Source organism: Mammaliicoccus sp. K-M42, from assembly GCF_022386375.1.
Taxonomy (GTDB): Bacteria; Bacillota; Bacilli; order Staphylococcales; family Staphylococcaceae; genus Mammaliicoccus; species Mammaliicoccus fleurettii.
In genome coordinates, this window is sequence record NZ_JAJNIS010000001.1 from 131,362 (window position 1) to 150,626 (window position 19,265).

The following is a 19,265-nucleotide window of genomic DNA, read 5'->3' on the forward strand; positions in this document are numbered from 1 at the left end:
CCGGTTTATTAACTCTTACATTCTATTCCGATTATATTGTACAATTTGTTCTAAATACTGTCTTTGTAGTGCGATGTCGCCTGCTTGCATTGCCTTATTCAATTGTTCATTTAAATATTCTATTGATGTTTCTACTTGCTCATTAGGATGAATGACATTAATATAATCTTCCACTTCATCCGTTTCTGGTTCATCATTGATTGATAATGAATCTAAATACATTACTGTCTCCATGATTTGATGTTCTTCAATGTAACTTGAAAAATCACTAATGTTAAAAACATCATTATTCTTATAATACCCGTTTAAACGTGAAAAAATCACTCTATTATTCAATGAAGTGAAGTCTTCTTGATTAATCCTAGAATGATATTCTAAAAATAACTGTTTATGATTCATAAAATGTTTTAACAACGCTTGTTCAGCTCTACCAATTTTATCTAGTTTTTTTTCCTTTAATTCAGGAACGACATAATTATAATCAGCATTATTTTGAACAATATTCGGCGATAGTCGATTTTTAAGACTGTTAACATCTACTTTATACAAATCAGCTACTTGTTGCAATACTTTTTTTCTTAAAAATTCAGAACGAATCAGATTGATATCATGAACTAACTCTTCTAAATGCTGTCCATGCTTTAAATCATTGTTTTCGTTGGCATAATATAATTGTTGAGCCTTAAACCCTACATAAGATTGTTTTTGCCCTTCTACAAATGATTTAAACGCTTCACTTCCATATTCAGAGATATAGTCATCTGGGTCCATTTTTTTAGGTAAATTTACAACAAAGACATTTAAACCTTCATTTAATAATTCTTTACCAACATTCATCGCTGCTTCTTTACCTGCGAAATCTCCATCATACAGTAATGTTACGTTTGACGCCAGTTTTTTGACCATAATAATATGTTCTTTTGAAAGAGCAGTTCCCATTGTAGCAACAACTTGTTTTATATCCGCTTCTGATGATTTAATAACATCCATAAATCCTTCTAGGAGAATGACTTCATCATTTTGTCTAATGAATTTTCTAGCACGATTAATGTTATATAACATTTTTCTTTTTTGGAAAATTGGCGTCTCTGGGCTATTCAAGTACTTAGGCGATTGGTCCGTATATGTACGACCGGAAAACCCAACCGTTTTACCTTGAAAATTCAATAACGGAAAAATAATCCTATCCCTAAATCTATCAAAATAGTCAAACGTTTCATCATTACGACTTAATAACCCAGCTTCATAGGCAATCACAGCATCGTAGCCATTTTTTTCTAAAAAGTCATGTGTAAATTTAGAATGGTTTGGAGCATATCCTATCTTTCTATCATTTATAAGTTCATCTGTGAATCCTCTTGATTTTAAATAGTTTAAGGCTGCTTCGCCTTCTTCTGTATGTTTCAATATGTAATGATAATTATTTGCCATAAGCTCGTGCATTTCTATCATCTTTATGTGATCATCAACCATTGAATCAGTTGCAGAAGGTTCTTGCTTTTCAATATGAATATCTACTTTATCGCCTAACTCTCTAACAGCATCAACAAAGGATACACCTTTAATTTCTTGAATAAACTGAAAGACGTTACCACCTTTTTTACAACCAAAACAATGGCATATTTGTTTATCTTCTGATACTGAAAATGAAGGTGTTTTTTCGTCATGGAAAGGACATAACCCTATATAGTTACGTCCTCTTTTTTCAAGCTTTACATATTCGCTTACCACATCTAAAATATCGTTTTTTTCACGAATTTCTTTTATTACATCTTGTTCTATACGCATCATTTCACCCTTTATCGATTTTGTTGAGTAATAATTTTTATGATGTCATTTGCTGTTTCTTCAATTGCTTTATCCGAAACGTCTAAGACAGGGCAACCAATCTTTTCAACAATTTCTTCAAAGTATCTTAATTCCTCTTCAATTCTATCATCTTTAGCATAATCTGCATCATCACTTAGACCTAGTTGAATTAGTCTAGCTCTTCTAATTGCATTTAGGTTTTTTTGATTGATTTTTAATGCTATACATTTCTTAGGATCTATATCAAATAACCCTTCTGGAGGTGCAACTTCTGGAACTAGCGGTACATTCATTACTTTATAACGCTTATGCGCTAAATATTGAGAAAGTGGTGTCTTTGAAGTTCTAGATACACCAATAAGTACAATATCAGCTTTTGGTAAACCTCTAGGATCTCTTCCATCATCATATTTAACTGCAAATTCTATTGCTTCAATCTTTTTAAAGTAGTCTTCATCAAGTTTATGAATGTTACCTGGTTCATTAAGTGGTGATTCATTTAATTCATTACTTAAAATACTCATTAAAGGTCCCATAATATCAACATTTTTTATATTATTTTCTTCTAGTTTTTCTTTTAAGTATAATCTCATTTCAGGTTTAACTAATGTATAAACTACTATAGAATTTTGTTCTAATGCTAATGAAACAACTTCATTAATATTACTTTCATTCTCTATATAAGGTAATCTTACAATATCTAATGCATTGCCTTCAGTTTTATATTGAGATGTACATGCCTTAGTAACCAGTTCGGCTGTCTCGCCTACTGAATCTGACGCTATAATTATTCTTATTTCTTCCATTTTAAATTTATCCCCCTACTCATCTTCAATTAATGAAACAAATGCTCTTGTTATAGTTGTTTTTGTTATTCTACCTTTTACTTTCATCTTATCGCCTTTTAATTTTTTCACTACAGGTAATGCATCTATTTGTTTATCAATTAATAATTTAGCCGCGTATATTAGTAAATCGTCTTCCAAACATACCGTTATGTTAGGCATTCGACTCATATTTATACTTACTGGTGTTTCTTTTAAACTCTGTCCACCTATTGCTGCTCTTAGCAAATCTTTTCTGGAACAAACACCTATTAAATAACCTTCTTTATTAATTACAAATAATGTACCGACATCTTCTAAAAACATTTTACATATAGCTTCATATACAGATACACTTTCTTCTATAACAACTGGTATGGCCATAGATTCTTTAATTGTCATCTTCTTAATAGAATCACTTAACAACTGTGTGCTCGATTTTCCTGTATAAAAATATCCAACTCTTGGTCTAGCATCTAAATAACCGGCCATAGTTAAAATAGCTAAATCAGGTCTTAAAGTTGCCCTAGTTAAATTTAATCTTTCAGCAATTTTTTCACCTGTTATAGGACCATTATTTTTAACAATTTGTACAATATGTTCTTGTCTTTGATTTAATTCGATTGCTCTCACCCCTTCAAACACAACTCAGTTAGATTAATTATAACATGTATCGCAAATTTTGCTCAATTTGAATATCTGTTTTTACTTGATAAGTCTTACATACCATGCTATATTTTAATTAACTTTGAAATTAAAAGCGAGTTAAGGTTGGTGAAAGCTTAACATTAAAAGTTCTGGCTTATAAAATTTCATATAAAGAGAGTGGCTACACTAATTTGGGTGGAACCGCGGGTTATATACTCGTCCCAAGGCATTATTTAATGATGTCTTGGGACTTTTTTAATTTAAATAAGGAGTGAATTATTTATGGCAAATGATATGGACAAAGTAGTAACGTTAGCAAAACACAGAGGATTTGTATTCCCTGGTAGTGAAATTTATGGTGGTTTAGCAAACACTTGGGATTACGGTCCACTAGGTGTTGAATTAAAAAATAATATTAAAAAAGCATGGTGGCAAAAATTCGTTCAACAATCTCCATACAATGTTGGATTAGATGCTGCAATTTTAATGAACCCAAGAACTTGGGAAGCTTCAGGTCATTTATCTAACTTTAATGATCCAATGATTGATAACAAAGATTCTAAAATTCGTTATAGAGCTGATAAACTGATCGAAGACTACATGCAAAATGTTGAAAGCGACGAGAACTTTATCGCTGATGGCATGAGCTTTGACGAAATGAAACAACTTATCGATGACAAAGGTATTACATGTCCTGAAAGTGGAACAGCAAATTGGACTGACATTCGTCAATTCAACTTAATGTTCAAAACTTTCCAAGGTGTAACAGAATCATCAACAAATGAAATTTTCTTACGTCCTGAAACTGCTCAAGGTATTTTCGTGAACTATAAAAATGTTCAACGTTCAATGCGTAAAAAATTACCATTTGGTATCGCACAAGTTGGTAAATCTTTCAGAAATGAAATTACACCAGGTAACTTTATTTTCAGAACAAGAGAATTTGAACAAATGGAACTTGAATTCTTCTGTAAACCAGGCACTGAAATTGAGTGGCAAAATTACTGGAAAGAATTTGCTGCAAAATGGTTAAAAGATTTAGGAATTAAAGAAGAAAATACTAAGTTACGTGACCATGATGATGATGAATTAAGTCACTACTCTAATGCAACTACTGATATCGAATATAAATTCCCATTCGGTTGGGGTGAACTATGGGGTATCGCTTCAAGAACAGATTTCGACTTGAAACAACATAGTGAATTTAGTGGTGAAGACTTTAATTATCATGATCAAGAAACGAATGAAAAATTCGTACCATATTGTATCGAACCATCATTAGGTGCTGACCGTGTTACATTAGCGTTCTTATGTGATGCTTATGAGGAAGAAAACGAAGGCGAAAAAGACCAACGTACAGTTCTACACTTCCACCCTGCATTAGCACCTTACAAAGCAGCTATTTTACCATTAAGTAAAAAGCTTTCACCTGATGCAATTAAAGTATATGAAAAATTAAGCGAAAAATTCGCAATTGACTTTGACGAATCACAATCAATCGGTAAACGTTACCGTCGTCAAGACGAAATTGGTACACCATACTGTATTACATTCGACTTTGATTCTTTAGAAGACAATCAAGTTACAGTTCGTGATAGAGACACAATGGAACAAATTCGTATGCCAATTGACGAAGTTGAAAGCTTCTTAGCTGAAAAAATTAGATTCTAAATAAAAAAAGAGCAAAGACTTTTCGATAAGTCTTTGCTCTTTTTTATATATTTAAGTTTTCTAGTTGTTTTAGTAATTTTTTTGTTCTGAATACAACTCCAACATATTCATCATACATATTATCAATCAAAGTTACGATTTCTTTCTTAACTTGATCATTAATTGTAAAGCTATTTAAATGTTGTATTGGCAGCTGGTACATTAAATTCATAAAATATAATGCTCTATTTGAAATTCGATAAGCATGTTCATCATTTACGAGTGCTTGGTTACTTAATGGGCCATTATATTTAAAGCTATACGCATTTAATTGTTGTTGATCCATATCACCTGTAATGACACATGCATTAAATCTAGGTTCATAACCATATTTAGGCATACATTTCAAAGCGACTATCATACTCATTGTATCGGCATCAACGCCTTTTTCAACAGCTTGAAATACACTTAAAAGCAAGTCATAGAAAAATACATCATGTTCATCTTCTTCCAACGCTTTATCAACTATCTCTATACAATAAGCACCATAAGCACTTTTAAAAATATCGCTTTGCATCATTCTATGACTATTTATAATATCAGCTGACGACAACGTTCCCATACCTTTAAACTTTGAAAAAATAAACAAGCCATGTACAAAGGGCTGTGTAGCACCTTGTAAAGGATGACTTGTTTTTTTAGCACCGCGTGCCATTAATGGAACTTTATGTCCATGTTCATTTAATATAGTTATGATTTTATTATTCTCACCATAATTTACTGAGCGAATGACAAATCCTTCTTGTTTAAAAAGCATTTTATCATCGCCTCCATTCTAAATATTACTCGTCTTCTCTGTAACCAATTTGCTTAATGAAATTAGGTTTATTACGCCAGTCTTTTTGAACTTTTACCCATAGATCTAAATATACTTTCGAACCAAGTAACATTTCTATGTCTCTACGTGCACGTTTCCCTATTTCTTTAAGCATTTTACCACCTTTACCGATAACAATGCCTTTTTGAGAATCACGTTCTACATAAATTGTAGCTTCAACATGCACCTTTTCACCTTCAACTTTAGTCATTTTATCAACACTAACGCCAATTGAATGTGGTATTTCTTGGCTAGTTAAATGTAGTGCTTTTTCTCTAATCAATTCTGATACAACAAATTGCTCAGGATGGTCAGAAATTTGATCTTTAGGATAATACATTGGACCTTCTTCTAAATATTTCTTGAATTGTGCTAGAAGCGTCTCAATATTTAATCCTTCTAGTGCAGAGATAGGTACTATTTCTGCAAATTCCATTCTTTTTTGATATTTTTCAATCTCAACTAGTAACTGATCTGGATGTACTAAGTCTATTTTATTTAATACTAAAAATACTGGCGTCTTAGTATCTTTTAACAAATCAATGATAAATTCATCGCCTTTACCGATACTTTCATCTACATTAACCATAAACATAATTAAGTCTACTTCTTTTAATGTATTTTTGGCGATTTTCATCATGTAATCACCTAACACATGTTTAGGCTTATGGATACCTGGTGTATCAATAAATATCATTTGAGAATCATCAGTTGTTAAAACACCTTGCACTTTATTTCTTGTCGTTTGTGCTTTATCTGACATAATTGCTACTTTATGACCTATAACTTTATTCATAAAAGTAGATTTTCCAACATTAGGTCTACCTATAATAGATATAAAACCTGATTTAAATTCATTCATTTATTCTAAATCCTTTCCTGAGAAACCTAAAGGTAATAAATCATTAACAGTAGTTTCAATTCTTTCATCTGTTTGATGTGTTAAATAAACAGGCATGTCATCATCACAAAGCTCTTTTAAGACTTGTCTACAAGTACCACATGGTGATGAAGGTTTATCTGCATCAACAGTTATTGTAATACATTTGAAGTCTCCAGGTCTATAGCCATCTGACATTGCAGCAACTAAAGCTGAGCGTTCTGCGCATATTGTAGATGGATATGCAGCATTCTCAATATTTGCACCATAATATGCTTTGCCATCTTTAGTGATTAAATATGCACCAACATTAAATTTCGAATATGGTGTATAAGCCCTTTTCTGTGCTTCTCTTGCGCCATCGTACCACTCTTGTTTAAATTCCATAATTCTTCCCCCTTATACTTACTATATAATTTTTGGTAAAAATATAATTATCCCGATTATTGCTGCCATAATTGATGACATTAATACAGCTAATGCAGCTGTATCTTTTGCATGTTTAGCAAGTGCATGATATTTATCTGTATACATATCAACAACATATTCTATAGAAGTGTTTAAAATTTCTGTTATTAAAACACTAAATATCGCAAGTATAATCCATAGCCATTCGTTTTGATTTAAATTTAATATTAAACTAACAATGATGACAATAATTGCAAATGCTAAATGTAAAATAAAATTACGGTCTTTCTTCAGTATCGTTATTAAACCAGCTAAAGGAAATTTAAAACGATTAATAAATTTAATCACGAGTTAAACCAAATTCATTTAAAATTTCATCTTGTCGAGAAAACATTTCTTTCTCATCAACTTCAGTCATATGGTCATAACCTAATAGATGTAAGAAGCCATGTAATGCTAAGAACCCTAATTCCCTACTTAAACTATGATTATATGAATCAGCTTGTTCCTTAGCGACTTCTAAACATATGATTATATCCCCTAATACTCTAGGAATATCTAGCCCTTCAATCTCTGGTTCATCCTCTTCAAGTGAAAATGAAATGACATCAGTAACTTTATCTTTATCTCTATAATCACGATTAATAGCTTGTATTTCTTCTTCATCGACAAATGAAATAGAAAGCTCTGCTTCTTGAGTTATATTTTCTTTTTTAGCAGCAAATGTCAGTAATGATTCAATTTGATTTTTTGTATCTTCATCAATCACTTGTTGTTCATCAATAAAATCCATTGTTAGCATATTAAATCTCCTCTTCGTATGCATTTATTATTTTACCTACTAATGGGTGTCTTACAACGTCTGTTTGTTCTAAATAAGACATTGAGATACCTTTGACTCCACTTAATCTTTGGTCAGCTTCAATCAGACCACTTTTAACGCCTTTTGGTAAGTCGATTTGTGTTCTGTCACCAGTAACAACCATCTTAGATCCAAAGCCTAACCTTGTTAAGAACATCTTCATCTGTGGATGTGTTGTATTTTGTGCTTCATCAAGAATAACAAAGGCATCATCAAGTGTTCTACCTCTCATATAAGCTAAAGGAGCAATTTCAATTGTACCTCTCTCAATTAATCGAGCCGTTTGCTCTGTACCCAGTACTGTATGTAAGCCATCATATAGTGGTCTTAAATAAGGATCTACCTTTTCTTTCAGGTCACCTGGTAAGAATCCTAGTGATTCACCTGCTTCGACTGCTGGGCGCGTTAATACGATGCGTTTAACTTGTCCTAGACGCAATGCTCTTGCTGCCATTACAACGGCTAAGAACGTCTTCCCTGTCCCTGCAGGACCTATACCGAAAACTAAGTCATTTTTTTTAATATTATTAATATAAACTCTTTGGCCCATTGTTTTTGCTCTTATTATTTTACCATTACTATCTTTAGTAATTTCTTCGTCATATAAATTAATAAGCTGATCTATTGTGCCTTTTTCAGCCATTTTAACAGCAGCTTGAACATCATTGATTGTTATACTTGCTCCACTTTCAATCACTTTTAGTAAGTTCATTAGGACTTTTTCTGCTTTTTCAACATTTTCTAAACGTTTTCCGCGAACACTAATTTCTTGTCCTCGAGTTAAAATATCCACCTCGAGTTCATTTTCAATATATTTTATATGCTCATCTCCATTACCTAATAATGCTTGAGCTTGATCCATATTTTCGATTTGAATTAATGTAGGCATTAAATATCTCCTTTATAAGTTGAATTGTTAACACTTTAAATGTACCAAACCTTACTATAACGTGCAATCTTATGCACTTTATTTTGCATATTATTTAATTTTTCTTGTGAAGTTATCAAATGACTTACTTTTTCAAATTCACGTAATCTATTACTGTTATTTAATTTAATTTTAGGATTGATACGCATAAGCGCAATGATAAATTCTCTTTCTTCAAGCGGACTAACCTTTTCAACTAATTCACCACTTGATACGATTTCTAACATGCTATTACCTTCTATAGATTTAGTCATGTTAATTTGCTCAATTTCAAAGATGTTATATGTGTTTTTAAAAAGACCTCTTCTAATCGTTAAAAAATGTTCTTTTATTGTGTACCTTTCAAAAAGAATGTTTAAAATAATAAGAAATACCAAGACGAAAGTTATCATTATTAAGTATTTGTTACTAATAAAAAGAGGTATTAAAGCAATTAAAAACACTATAAATGAAATCAATATAGATAAAAAACTAAGCTTTTTCTTAAATACCATTTTTATCACACCTTCTTGATTCCTACTTATATTGTAAGACTAAATGGTATTTTTGTGAATAAAAAAACAGGCTGAGACAATTAATTTGTCTCAGCCTGTATCAATATATTAGCAGTAGATGACTGAATTGAATATATGATTATATTAAGCTTATTTCAACTCATTTGGTCTTTTAAGTATTTCTGACCAAATTATACCGTTAACCACTTGGTTCTCATCAACGTTTATAGCTTCATCATTAAATTTATGTTTACTGTTCAAATAAAGTTGTTTAACCATTGAACGTCTTGTTCTCTCAGAAAGTTGAGTATTCTTAATAATTTGTTCTGCCTCAACTTCAATTTGAGAAATGTTTTCTCTTTGTAAGTTTGATAAAGAATTTTTTTCATCTTCACTAAATTGTAATAGTTGTTTTATTACTTGCTCTTGTTTTTTAGGTCTATTTTTATGAATTTGCTCTTTTTTCTCATTTATATACGCATTTTCATGTTCATTAGATGTGTGTTGAGCAGTATTTTCTTTAGGTCTTTCACTTACTTTAGGTTGTTCAACGTCAATATTATATTGTTTAAGATGAGTTGCAAGTTGGTCAGCTAAATTTTTATAGTGACCTGACATACGATCAGTAGAACTCGTTTCAGCTTTTTGTTTATAAGATTCATATTTATTAACTAAATCTTGTAATTGTTGCTGAGCTTTATCTGTTTTTTCTGTTGCTTGTTTATTTACTGGATTTGGTCTTTGATTATTTTGGGGTTGTTTATTCTTTTTCTTTTTAGAGCTACCTTCAATAATTCCACTAACTACACTAAAAATCACCCAAATAACAAAGACGATAATGCCTATTTCCATTTCAAATCACCTCTCTTATTGGTTCGGTGAATTAGAATCTTGTGGCTTTGTACTCTTGTTAATTGCTTCTCTCATGCCAGTATCAGCTTCTACATTTTTTAAATTGTAGTAATCTTTAACACCTAAATTACCTGATTTAAGTGCTTCTGCCATTGCAAGTGGTACTTCTGCTTCTGATTCAACAACTTTAGAACGCATTTCTTGTACTCTTGCTTTCATTTCTTGTTCAGTTGCTACAGCCATAGCACGACGTTCTTCGGCTTTAGCTTGTGCAATGTTTTTATCTGCAAGTGCTTGTTCAGTTTGAAGATCTGCACCAATATTTTTACCGATATCTACATCAGCTATATCGATAGATAAGATTTCAAATGCTGTACCTGAATCAAGACCTTTACTTAATACAGTTTGAGAAATACTATCTGGATTTTCTAGAACTTTTGTATGGTGTTGACTTGAACCAATTGTAGAAACAATACCTTCACCAACACGAGCGATGATTGTATCTTCACCAGCACCACCAACTAAACGTTCAATGTTAGCTCTAACTGTAATTCTGGCTTTCGCTTTCACTTCAATACCGTTCATTGCAACACCTGAAATAAATGGTGTTTCAATAACTTTAGGGTTTACTGACATTTGAACTGCTTCTAAAACGTCACGGCCAGCTAAATCTATTGCTGCACCTCTTTCAAATGCTAAATTAATTTCTGCTCTTTGTGCCGCAATAATCGCATCTACGACTCTATCAACATTACCTCCAGCTAAAAAGTGAGACTCTAGTTGATTTGTTGTTAATGCTAAACCTGCTTTGTGTGCTTTAATTAATGGATTGATAACACGTCTTGGTGATACACGTCTTAAACGCATACCGACTAAAGTACCAATTCCAACTTTGACACCTGCTGCTACAGCTGAAATCCATAATCCTACTGGAACAAATGAGAATAAAATCATAAGCAGTACGATTAAAATGACAGCAATAATTATAAAGGCAATTAAACCTGATAACATATGCAATTCTCTCCTTCACTATCTTAAATTTCTCTTACAACAACTCTTGTACCTTCAACCTGTACAATCTTTACTTGTTTATCATTCTGAATAAATGTACCATCTGAAACAGCATCTATTCTTTCATCATCAACAAGGATAATGCCTGAGGGCCTTAATGCAGTGTATGTTGTACATATTTTGCCAATCAAATGACTTCTATCTTCGTGAGATGTATAGCCAGATTCTTTATTTGTAGAATCTCTAAGAATGACTTTATCAAAGAATGGTATTTTACGATTAAATCCTTTCACTAATATCACCCACTCTATCGTCGTTAAAATTAATGCTACAGCAATAATCATACCCATAACTAATATGTTCTCTCCAACTAATATAAAACTACCTATAATAGCTACAAAGCCTAGGATACCCAAAATTGCGCCAATAACAAATAATTCAATTATTACTAATAACGCTCCAATACTAAAAAGTAAAACAGAAATCAAACTTATTTCATCAATTATAACGTAACCTATAAAGAATATAAGTGTACAAATGAAACTTAAAATTCCAGCAAAATTAATATGTTCAGAATATAATTGATAAAGAGCGCCAAGAAAAATAATACAAGTCAAAATTAACGTCACTAGAGGCGAAGTTATAAAGTCGCCAATAGTTGAAATACTATGACTTGAAACAATACCTAAATTCAAATTATGTTGAATAAAAGCAAATATGTATTCATACGCTGATGTCAATAATCTCACCCCTCATTAATATTATACAATAAAACAACTACGAACTAAAACGTATACACGTATTATTTTATATATATATGTACTTAAATATTTTTAATATAAGCAAAAGAACACATAAACAAGATGTTTATGTGTTCTTCATACATTTTAAACGTTAAATTTGTTCATTATAATTAATTAATATTCATTGAGGGAGTTCAATAAACTATTAATTATTTAACTTTACGTTTACGAGCTGCTTCTGATTTCTTCTTACGCTTAACGCTTGGTTTTTCATAGAACTCACGTTTACGCACTTCTTGAATCGTACCGCTTTTTGAAACTGTACGTTTAAAGCGACGTAATGCATCTTCGATTGATTCGTTTTTACGAACTACTGTTTTAGACATCTGTATTTCCCTCCCTCCAAATATCAACAAAGCTTTATATGTCATTTACATAGTAAATAAATTACTATGTACTTTAACATTATAAAATAACTCATTTTTTAAGTCAATAATCATTTGTTATGAATATTAAAATTTAACTAATCTTTCATCTTTATTAGTTGCATGATTGACTAATTTTACAAGTTTTCCTTCATTTATAGGATAACCTGGTGTCATTACTTTAACTTTCACTATTTCACCAATTAATGTTTCATCGCCATCAAATTCAATCTTCATGTAATTATCAGCATAACCAATTAATTTCCCTTCAGATGAACCACTCTCTTCGGGAATAACTTCTAAAACAGTTTGATCAAATTTAGATGCATAGTCTTTTGCTAATTGGTTAGATAACTCAATTAGGCGATGCACACGATCATTCTTAACATCTTCATCAACTTGATCTGTCATTCGTGCAGCTGGTGTACCTGTTCTCATAGAATAAGGGAATACATGTAATTCTGAAAATTGGTGTTTCACGATAAAATCATATGTTTCTTGAAATTCTTCTTCAGTTTCACCAGGGAAACCAACAATAACATCACTTGTTACAGCTAAACCAGGTAATGCTTTATGAAGTTTCTGCAACCTTTCAGAGAAGTGTGCCATCGTATACTTTCTTCTCATACGTTTTAACACAGTATCTGATCCTGATTGTAATGGAATGTGTAAATGTCTTACTACTTTAGTAGACTTATCAATTACATCAATCACCTCATCAGTAAGTTGACTTGCTTCAATTGAAGAAATTCTAATTCTTTCAAGATTCTCAACTTGTTCCAAATCTCTAAGAAGTTGTGCTAAGTTATAGTCTTTTAAATCTTCACCATAGCCACCTGTATGAATACCAGTTAAAACGATTTCTTTATATCCTGAATTAACTAAAGTTGTTGCTTGACTCACAACTTGTTCAGGATCTCTTGATCTCATTAAGCCTCTTGCCCACGGAATGATGCAAAATGTACAGAAGTTATTACATCCTTCTTGGATTTTTAATGATGCGCGAGTTCTGTCAGTAAAATATGGTACTTCTAATTCTTCATATTTTCTGTTCTTCATAATATTACCTACACCATTAATTGGTTGTCTACTTTGCTTATATTCTTCAATATAAGAAAGTAATTTATGTCTATCTTGAGTACCTACAACTATATCAACACCAGGTATTGCCATGATTTCTGCTGGAGAAGTCTGAGCGTAACAACCCGTTACACAAACAACTGCATCTGGATTTTTACGAATAGCTCGTCTGATTACTTGTCTACTTTTTTTATCCCCAGTGTTTGTAACAGTGCATGTGTTTATAATAAACACGTCAGCATTTGTTTCAAATTCTACTCTTTCGTAATCATTTTCCTTAAATAATTGCCAAATCGCTTCAGTCTCATAGTGATTAACTTTACAACCTAAAGTATGGAACGCTACTGTAGCCAAATATATTCACCTCATTAATTCTAATTGATAGCTTAAAGCAGCTAAAGCATACAATGGAGCAGTTTCAGCCCTTAAAATTCTAGGTCCTAAACTCATCTTTACTGCATCTTTAAAAAGATGGACTTCACTTTCTGTTAAGCCGCCTTCTGGACCAAAAATAATTAAAATTTTCTGTCCATGTTTAAGATTAGAACCAATTTGATGTAATTTACTTGTTTCCCCACGTTTAGCCTCTTCTTCATAAGCTATTAATATATAATCATATTCATTCATATTATCATAAATACCTTTAAAATTCGACTTATACTTAATATCTGGAATTGTAAGCCTCATACTTTGCTCGCTTGCTTCTTTTACAATTTTTTGCCATCTTTCGAGTTTCTTATGAAGTTTCTTTTCTTCTAATTTAACAATTGATCTTTCTGATTGAACCGCAATAAAATGATGAGCACCCATCTCTGTTGCTTTTTGAATCATCCATTCGTATTTGTCACCTTTAATGAGTCCACTAGCAATTGTGACTTCAACAGGAAGTTCAGTTTGTCTTGTTGTATCTTCAAGTGTAAGTACTTCAATACAATCATCATGATAAGCAGTTATTTCAGAAATTAGAGATTTTTTATCTTTAAAAGTTAAAATAATTTTTTGTTCCACATTCATACGCATCACATTTTTAATATGATGTATATCACCAGTATTATGTATAAAAAAACGCTGATTTAACTCAGCGTTTTCGAGTAAGAAATATCTTTGCATCATTTCTCCTACTTTCTAGCTCTTATTGAAACCCATCCATCTTCTCGTAATACTTTTTCGATAGTATAACCAGTTTCTTTTAGTTTTTCAATAATTTCATCAGATTTTTCTTCTATAATTCCAGAAGTAATAAAGTAACCATTATCGTTTAGCCTTGTATAACTATCCTCAATCATTAAATCAATGATATGTGCCAAAATATTTGCAATAATCACATCATACTGTTCAGTTTCTTCAGTCAATAAATTACCTGTATCAGCTAATATATCTTGCTCACAATTATTTTTCTCGAAGTTTTCCTTAGCAACTTTAATAGCTAAATCATCTAAATCTACAGCTTTTATTGATTTGACACCAAGCAAATGACAAGCAATACTTAAAATACCTGAACCAGTACCAACATCAATAACTTTATGGTTTGGGTTCACAACTTCTTCTATATGCTTCAGACACATGCTTGTTGTTGGATGGTCACCAGTTCCAAATGCCATTCCGGGATCAAGTTTTATACATAAATCATCATCTTGGTTATCATATTCTTCTTCTTCCCAACTTGGTACTATAGCAAATCTCTCAGAAGCTTTAAATGGATGGAAATAATTTTTCCACTCATTTTCCCAATCAGATTCTTTAATTATTGTTTTAGAAAAAGAAAGAATTTCTGAATTTATTCCTTCGACATCAGCAATTGAAACTTTAATTTCTTTTTCTAAATCATCTGTAAAGACTAATTCATTAAAGTAACATTTTATCCTAATATCGTTATCAGGATAGTCGTCAGGATTCAACTCATATATTTCACCATATACATCTGCATGGTCTTTTTCTAATTCAGCTGAATCTTCAATTACTACTCCATTTGCTCCTAATTCATTTAAAAGAGCAGTAACAACTGGTTCTGCTTCTTTATTAATCATTATAGAATACTCAATCCAATTCACAGGCTATTCTCCTTTAAAAAACTTTTTGGCTCTATCTTTTAAACTAGATGGTTGTTCTGTTAAATCTTCTCCACCAATTTCAGCAAACTCACGAAGAAGTTCTTCTTGTCTTTCTGTCATTTTATCTGGAGTTACAACTTTAACAGTTACAAAATAATCACCTTTTCCATAACCATGAACATTTTGTACACCTTTTTCTCGTAGTCTAAACTGTTTACCTGTTTGAGTACCTGCAGGAACAGATAGAGATACATTACCAGTTAGTGTAGGGACCGTTATTTCATCACCAAGTGCTGCTTGTGGGAATGAAAGGTTTAGATCATAGAATATATCATCGCCTTCACGTCTGAATTTATTATGAGGTTTAACTCTAAATACTACATATAAATCACCAGCTGGACCACCATTAACACCTGGACCACCTTTGCCTGCAAGACGTATTTGTTGGTCATTATCAACGCCTTCAGGTACTTTAACTTTAATTGTAACTTTTTTGTTTTGTGTACCTTTACCATGACAATCTGAACATTTTTCTTCGAATATTTCTCCAGAACCTTCACATTCAGGACAAACTTTTTGAGTTTGCATTCTTCCAAGAATAGTATTTTGTTCTACTGTTACATGTCCTTGACCATTACAATAAGTACATGTTTTTTTCTTAGTTCCTGGTTTAGCGCCTTTACCATGACAAGTATCACATTCAACGTCTTTGCGAACTGTAATATCTTTTTCAGTACCGAATACAGCTTCTTCAAATGTTAGAGTCATACTGTATTGTAAATCATCACCTTGTCTTGGAGCGTTAGGATCTCTTCTAGCGCCACCGCCACCAAAGAATGAACCAAATATATCTTCAAATCCACCGAATCCAGAGAAGTCTTGTCCACCAAATCCTTGTGAACCACCGAAACCTTGTTGCGGTCCATTATGTCCAAAACGGTCATATTGAGCACGCTTATTTTCATCACTTAATATTTCATAAGCCTCAGATATTTCCTTGAATTTAGCGTCAGCACCTTCTTCCTGATTAATGTCAGGATGGAACTTTTTTGATAATTTTCTATAAGCTTTTTTTATTTCGTCTTTAGAAGCATCTTTAGATACACCTAGCACTTCATAATAATCTCTTTTTGCCAATATAATCTCTCCTTTACACACTGATTTATAATACGGATATGCATTAAAAAAGTCAAAGCCAATCACATTGACTTTGACTTTTTAATAATGAGTATTATTTTTTATCGTCTTCGTTAACTTCTGTATAATCAGCATCAACTACGTCGTCATCGTTTGAAGTAGATTGGCCTTCAGCTGATTCAGCACCTTGTTGTGCTTGAGCAGCTTGTTCATACATTTTTACTGATAATTGTTGAACGATTTCTTGAAGCGCATCTTTTTTAGTTCTGATGTCTTCTATATCAGTGCCTTCTAATGCTTTTTTCAATTCTTCTTTAGCATCTTCAGCTTTAGCTTTTTCGCTTTCATCAACATTATCACCAAGGTCAGTTAATGTTTTTTCAACAGTAAATACCATTTGGTCTGCTTCGTTTCTTACATCTATTTCTTCACGACGTTTTTTGTCTTCTTCAGCATTTTTTTCTGCATCTTGTACCATACGATCGATTTCTTCATCAGATAATGATGAACTTGATTCGATTGTAATTTTTTGTTCTTTGTTTGTTCCTAAATCTTTAGCTGTAACATTTACGATACCATTTTTATCGATATCAAATGATACTTCAATTTGAGGTACGCCACGTGGTGCTGGTGGAATATCAGTTAATTGGAATCTACCAAGTGTTTTGTTATCTGCTGCTAATTGACGTTCACCTTGTAACACGTGAATATCTACTGCTGGTTGATTATCAGCTGCTGTAGAGAACACTTGTGATTTAGATGTTGGAATTGTTGTATTTCTTTCAATTAATACTGTAGATACGCCACCCATAGTTTCAATACCTAAAGACAATGGTGTAACATCAAGTAATACTACATCTTTAACATCACCAGTGATAACGCCACCTTGAATAGCTGCACCCATTGCTACAACTTCATCAGGGTTAACACCTTTGTTTGGTTCTTTACCAATTTCTTTTTTGATCGCTTCTTGTACAGCTGGGATACGAGTTGATCCACCAACTAAAATTACTTCGTCAATTTCAGAATTAGATAAACCAGCATCTTTCATAGCTTGTTTAGTTGGACCCATAGTTCTTTCAACTAATTCACTTGTTAATGATTCAAATTTAGCTCTTGATAAAGTAGTTTCTAAGTGTAATGGTCCATTTGCTCCACCTGAAATGAATGGTAATGAAATTTGTGTTGAAGATACACCTGATAAATCTTTTTTAGCTTTTTCAGCTGCGTCTTTAAGACGTTGTACTGCCATTTTATCTTGTGATAAATCTATACCATTTTCTTTTTTAAATTCTTCAACTAAGTGTTTAATGATAACATCATCAAAGTCGTCCCCACCTAGTTTATTGTCACCCGCTGTAGCTAATACTTCAAATACACCGTCACCTAATTCAAGGATAGATACGTCGAAAGTACCGCCACCAAGGTCAAATACTAATACTTTTTGATCAGTTTCAGTTTTATCTAAACCGTATGCTAATGCAGCTGCAGTAGGTTCGTTAATGATACGTTCTACTTCTAAACCAGCAATTTTACCAGCATCTTTAGTAGCTTGACGTTCAGAGTCATTGAAATATGCAGGAACAGTGATTACTGCTTTAGAAACACTTTCTCCTAAATAGCTTTCTGCAGTTGATTTTAAGTTTTGTAAAATCATTGCTGAAATTTCTTGTGGTGTATACTCTTTATCTTCTACTTTTTCTTTATAATCAGTACCCATATGACGTTTAACTGATTGAATCGTGTTAGGGTTTGTTACTGCTTGACGTTTAGCAACTTCACCAACTTGTGTTTCTCCATCTTTAAATGCTACTACTGATGGTGTTGTTCTGTTACCTTCTGGGTTTTGAATTACTTTAGGTTCTCCACCTTCTAATACTGATACTACTGAATTTGTTGTACCTAAGTCTATACCTATTACTTTACTCATAATAATTATTCCTCCAATTTATAGTTACGTTTGAATTAAATTATTTATTCGTTCACTTTAACCATTGCTGGTCGTAGAACGCGGTCTTTTAATTTATAACCTCTTTGTAGTTCTTCAGTTACGACACCTGATTCGAAATCAGGATTACTATCTTGCATTACTGCTTGATGTATATTTGGATCGAATTGTTTATTATACGATTCTATTTCTTCTAATCCATTATCTTTCAATGATCTTAGTAAATCGTTATAAACCATATCAACACCCTTTTTGAATGTTAAAAAGTCTTCAGATTCGCCTTCTTGTTGTAAAGCGCGATCCATGTTATCTAAAGCAGGTAATACATCAGTAAGCACTCTTTGTGCTTGATAGTCTTTCATGATACTAGATTCTTGTTTCATTCTACGTTTATAATTTTCAAATTCCGCATATAAACGTAAGTATTTTTCTTCTTCTTCATCAGCTTTTTGTTTTAATTGTTCGAGTTCAGCTTCCGGAATTTCGACTAACTTTTCTTCTTCAACCTCTTCTACATCTTCTACTGAATCATAAGTATTTGCTTCTGCTTCTTCAGTAGCGACAGATTGAGCTTGATCATTTGTTTCGTCGAATTGTTCATTTTGCTTTTCTTCCGTCATTTCATGCCCTCCATATTT

Annotated in this window: 21 protein-coding genes; 1 reads left to right on the forward strand and 20 read right to left on the reverse strand. The window is 32.1% G+C overall.

The window, feature by feature from the left end; genetic code table 11:
• Positions 1 to 15 precede the first annotated feature (15 nt).
• From dnaG to ccpN, 3 genes are read right to left on the reverse strand one after another with little or no spacing between them, the layout of a single operon-like run.
• The gene (gene dnaG, locus LQ668_RS00700; RefSeq protein ID WP_115337389.1) at positions 16 to 1,788 is read right to left on the reverse strand and encodes a DNA primase; all 1,773 of its coding nucleotides are present in this window, start codon (positions 1,786 to 1,788) and stop codon (positions 16 to 18) included.
• A gap of 11 nt (positions 1,789 to 1,799) precedes the next feature.
• Entirely contained in the window at positions 1,800 to 2,615 is an 816-nt protein-coding gene (locus LQ668_RS00705; RefSeq protein WP_078356526.1) for a pyruvate, water dikinase regulatory protein, read from the reverse strand.
• 15 nt (positions 2,616 to 2,630) lie between these two features.
• Positions 2,631 to 3,266, reverse strand: a complete 636-nt coding sequence (ccpN, locus tag LQ668_RS00710) for a transcriptional regulator CcpN (protein ID WP_078356525.1) — start codon at positions 3,264 to 3,266, stop codon at positions 2,631 to 2,633.
• 297 nt (positions 3,267 to 3,563) lie between these two features.
• Here ccpN and LQ668_RS00715 point away from each other — a divergent pair, with 297 nt between their 5' ends.
• Entirely contained in the window at positions 3,564 to 4,952 is a 1,389-nt protein-coding gene (locus LQ668_RS00715; protein WP_203153308.1) for a glycine--tRNA ligase, read from the forward strand.
• A 43-nt stretch (positions 4,953 to 4,995) separates the two neighbouring features.
• On the opposite strand, the gene recO is transcribed toward LQ668_RS00715, so the two are convergent.
• From recO to grpE, 17 genes are all read right to left on the reverse strand, one after another.
• Complete coding sequence (gene recO / locus LQ668_RS00720) at positions 4,996 to 5,748, reverse strand: DNA repair protein RecO (protein ID WP_107509470.1); 753 nt, start codon at positions 5,746 to 5,748, stop codon at positions 4,996 to 4,998.
• Between the two features lie 25 nt (positions 5,749 to 5,773).
• The gene (gene era, locus LQ668_RS00725; RefSeq protein WP_078356522.1) at positions 5,774 to 6,670 is read right to left on the reverse strand and encodes a GTPase Era; all 897 of its coding nucleotides are present in this window, start codon (positions 6,668 to 6,670) and stop codon (positions 5,774 to 5,776) included.
• Positions 6,671 to 7,075 (reverse strand): cytidine deaminase, encoded by a 405-nt coding sequence (cdd, locus tag LQ668_RS00730; protein ID WP_078356521.1) that lies wholly within the window; start codon positions 7,073 to 7,075, stop codon positions 6,671 to 6,673.
• A gap of 21 nt (positions 7,076 to 7,096) precedes the next feature.
• Entirely contained in the window at positions 7,097 to 7,444 is a 348-nt protein-coding gene (locus tag LQ668_RS00735) for a diacylglycerol kinase family protein (protein ID WP_078356520.1), read from the reverse strand.
• Positions 7,437 to 7,898, reverse strand: coding sequence for an rRNA maturation RNase YbeY (ybeY, locus tag LQ668_RS00740; protein ID WP_078356519.1), 462 nt, complete (start codon positions 7,896 to 7,898; stop codon positions 7,437 to 7,439). Before ybeY ends, LQ668_RS00735 begins: the two co-directional genes overlap by 8 nt.
• A gap of 1 nt (position 7,899) precedes the next feature.
• Positions 7,900 to 8,847, reverse strand: a complete 948-nt coding sequence (locus LQ668_RS00745) for a PhoH family protein (protein ID WP_078356518.1) — start codon at positions 8,845 to 8,847, stop codon at positions 7,900 to 7,902.
• 35 nt (positions 8,848 to 8,882) lie between these two features.
• Positions 8,883 to 9,380 carry a PH domain-containing protein gene (locus LQ668_RS00750; protein ID WP_078356517.1) on the reverse strand — a complete coding sequence of 166 codons (498 nt, stop codon included), beginning with the start codon at positions 9,378 to 9,380 and terminating at the stop codon, positions 8,883 to 8,885.
• Positions 9,381 to 9,530: 150 nt separating this feature from the next.
• Positions 9,531 to 10,232, reverse strand: coding sequence for a hypothetical protein (locus LQ668_RS00755; protein WP_119634335.1), 702 nt, complete (start codon positions 10,230 to 10,232; stop codon positions 9,531 to 9,533).
• 15 nt (positions 10,233 to 10,247) lie between these two features.
• Positions 10,248 to 11,243 (reverse strand): flotillin-like protein FloA, encoded by a 996-nt coding sequence (floA, locus tag LQ668_RS00760; RefSeq protein ID WP_078356515.1) that lies wholly within the window; start codon positions 11,241 to 11,243, stop codon positions 10,248 to 10,250.
• Positions 11,244 to 11,266: 23 nt separating this feature from the next.
• The gene (locus LQ668_RS00765; protein WP_404932018.1) at positions 11,267 to 11,983 is read right to left on the reverse strand and encodes an NfeD family protein; all 717 of its coding nucleotides are present in this window, start codon (positions 11,981 to 11,983) and stop codon (positions 11,267 to 11,269) included.
• A 212-nt stretch (positions 11,984 to 12,195) separates the two neighbouring features.
• Positions 12,196 to 12,372 carry a 30S ribosomal protein S21 gene (rpsU, locus tag LQ668_RS00770; RefSeq protein WP_016910862.1) on the reverse strand — a complete coding sequence of 59 codons (177 nt, stop codon included), beginning with the start codon at positions 12,370 to 12,372 and terminating at the stop codon, positions 12,196 to 12,198.
• 126 nt (positions 12,373 to 12,498) lie between these two features.
• Positions 12,499 to 13,845, reverse strand: a complete 1,347-nt coding sequence (gene mtaB, locus LQ668_RS00775) for a tRNA (N(6)-L-threonylcarbamoyladenosine(37)-C(2))-methylthiotransferase MtaB (RefSeq protein ID WP_203153312.1) — start codon at positions 13,843 to 13,845, stop codon at positions 12,499 to 12,501.
• Positions 13,846 to 13,851: 6 nt separating this feature from the next.
• The gene (locus tag LQ668_RS00780; RefSeq protein ID WP_239732663.1) at positions 13,852 to 14,601 is read right to left on the reverse strand and encodes a 16S rRNA (uracil(1498)-N(3))-methyltransferase; all 750 of its coding nucleotides are present in this window, start codon (positions 14,599 to 14,601) and stop codon (positions 13,852 to 13,854) included.
• Positions 14,602 to 14,609: 8 nt separating this feature from the next.
• Entirely contained in the window at positions 14,610 to 15,542 is a 933-nt protein-coding gene (prmA, locus tag LQ668_RS00785) for a 50S ribosomal protein L11 methyltransferase (protein ID WP_107509466.1), read from the reverse strand.
• Between the two features lie 3 nt (positions 15,543 to 15,545).
• Positions 15,546 to 16,679: a molecular chaperone DnaJ gene (gene dnaJ, locus LQ668_RS00790; RefSeq protein ID WP_078356511.1), complete on the reverse strand. Its 1,134-nt coding sequence runs from the start codon at positions 16,677 to 16,679 to the stop codon at positions 15,546 to 15,548.
• Positions 16,680 to 16,773: 94 nt separating this feature from the next.
• Positions 16,774 to 18,609, reverse strand: coding sequence for a molecular chaperone DnaK (dnaK, locus tag LQ668_RS00795; RefSeq protein WP_078356510.1), 1,836 nt, complete (start codon positions 18,607 to 18,609; stop codon positions 16,774 to 16,776).
• 44 nt (positions 18,610 to 18,653) lie between these two features.
• Positions 18,654 to 19,247, reverse strand: a complete 594-nt coding sequence (grpE, locus tag LQ668_RS00800) for a nucleotide exchange factor GrpE (RefSeq protein ID WP_119634336.1) — start codon at positions 19,245 to 19,247, stop codon at positions 18,654 to 18,656.
• Positions 19,248 to 19,265: the final 18 nt, after the last annotated feature.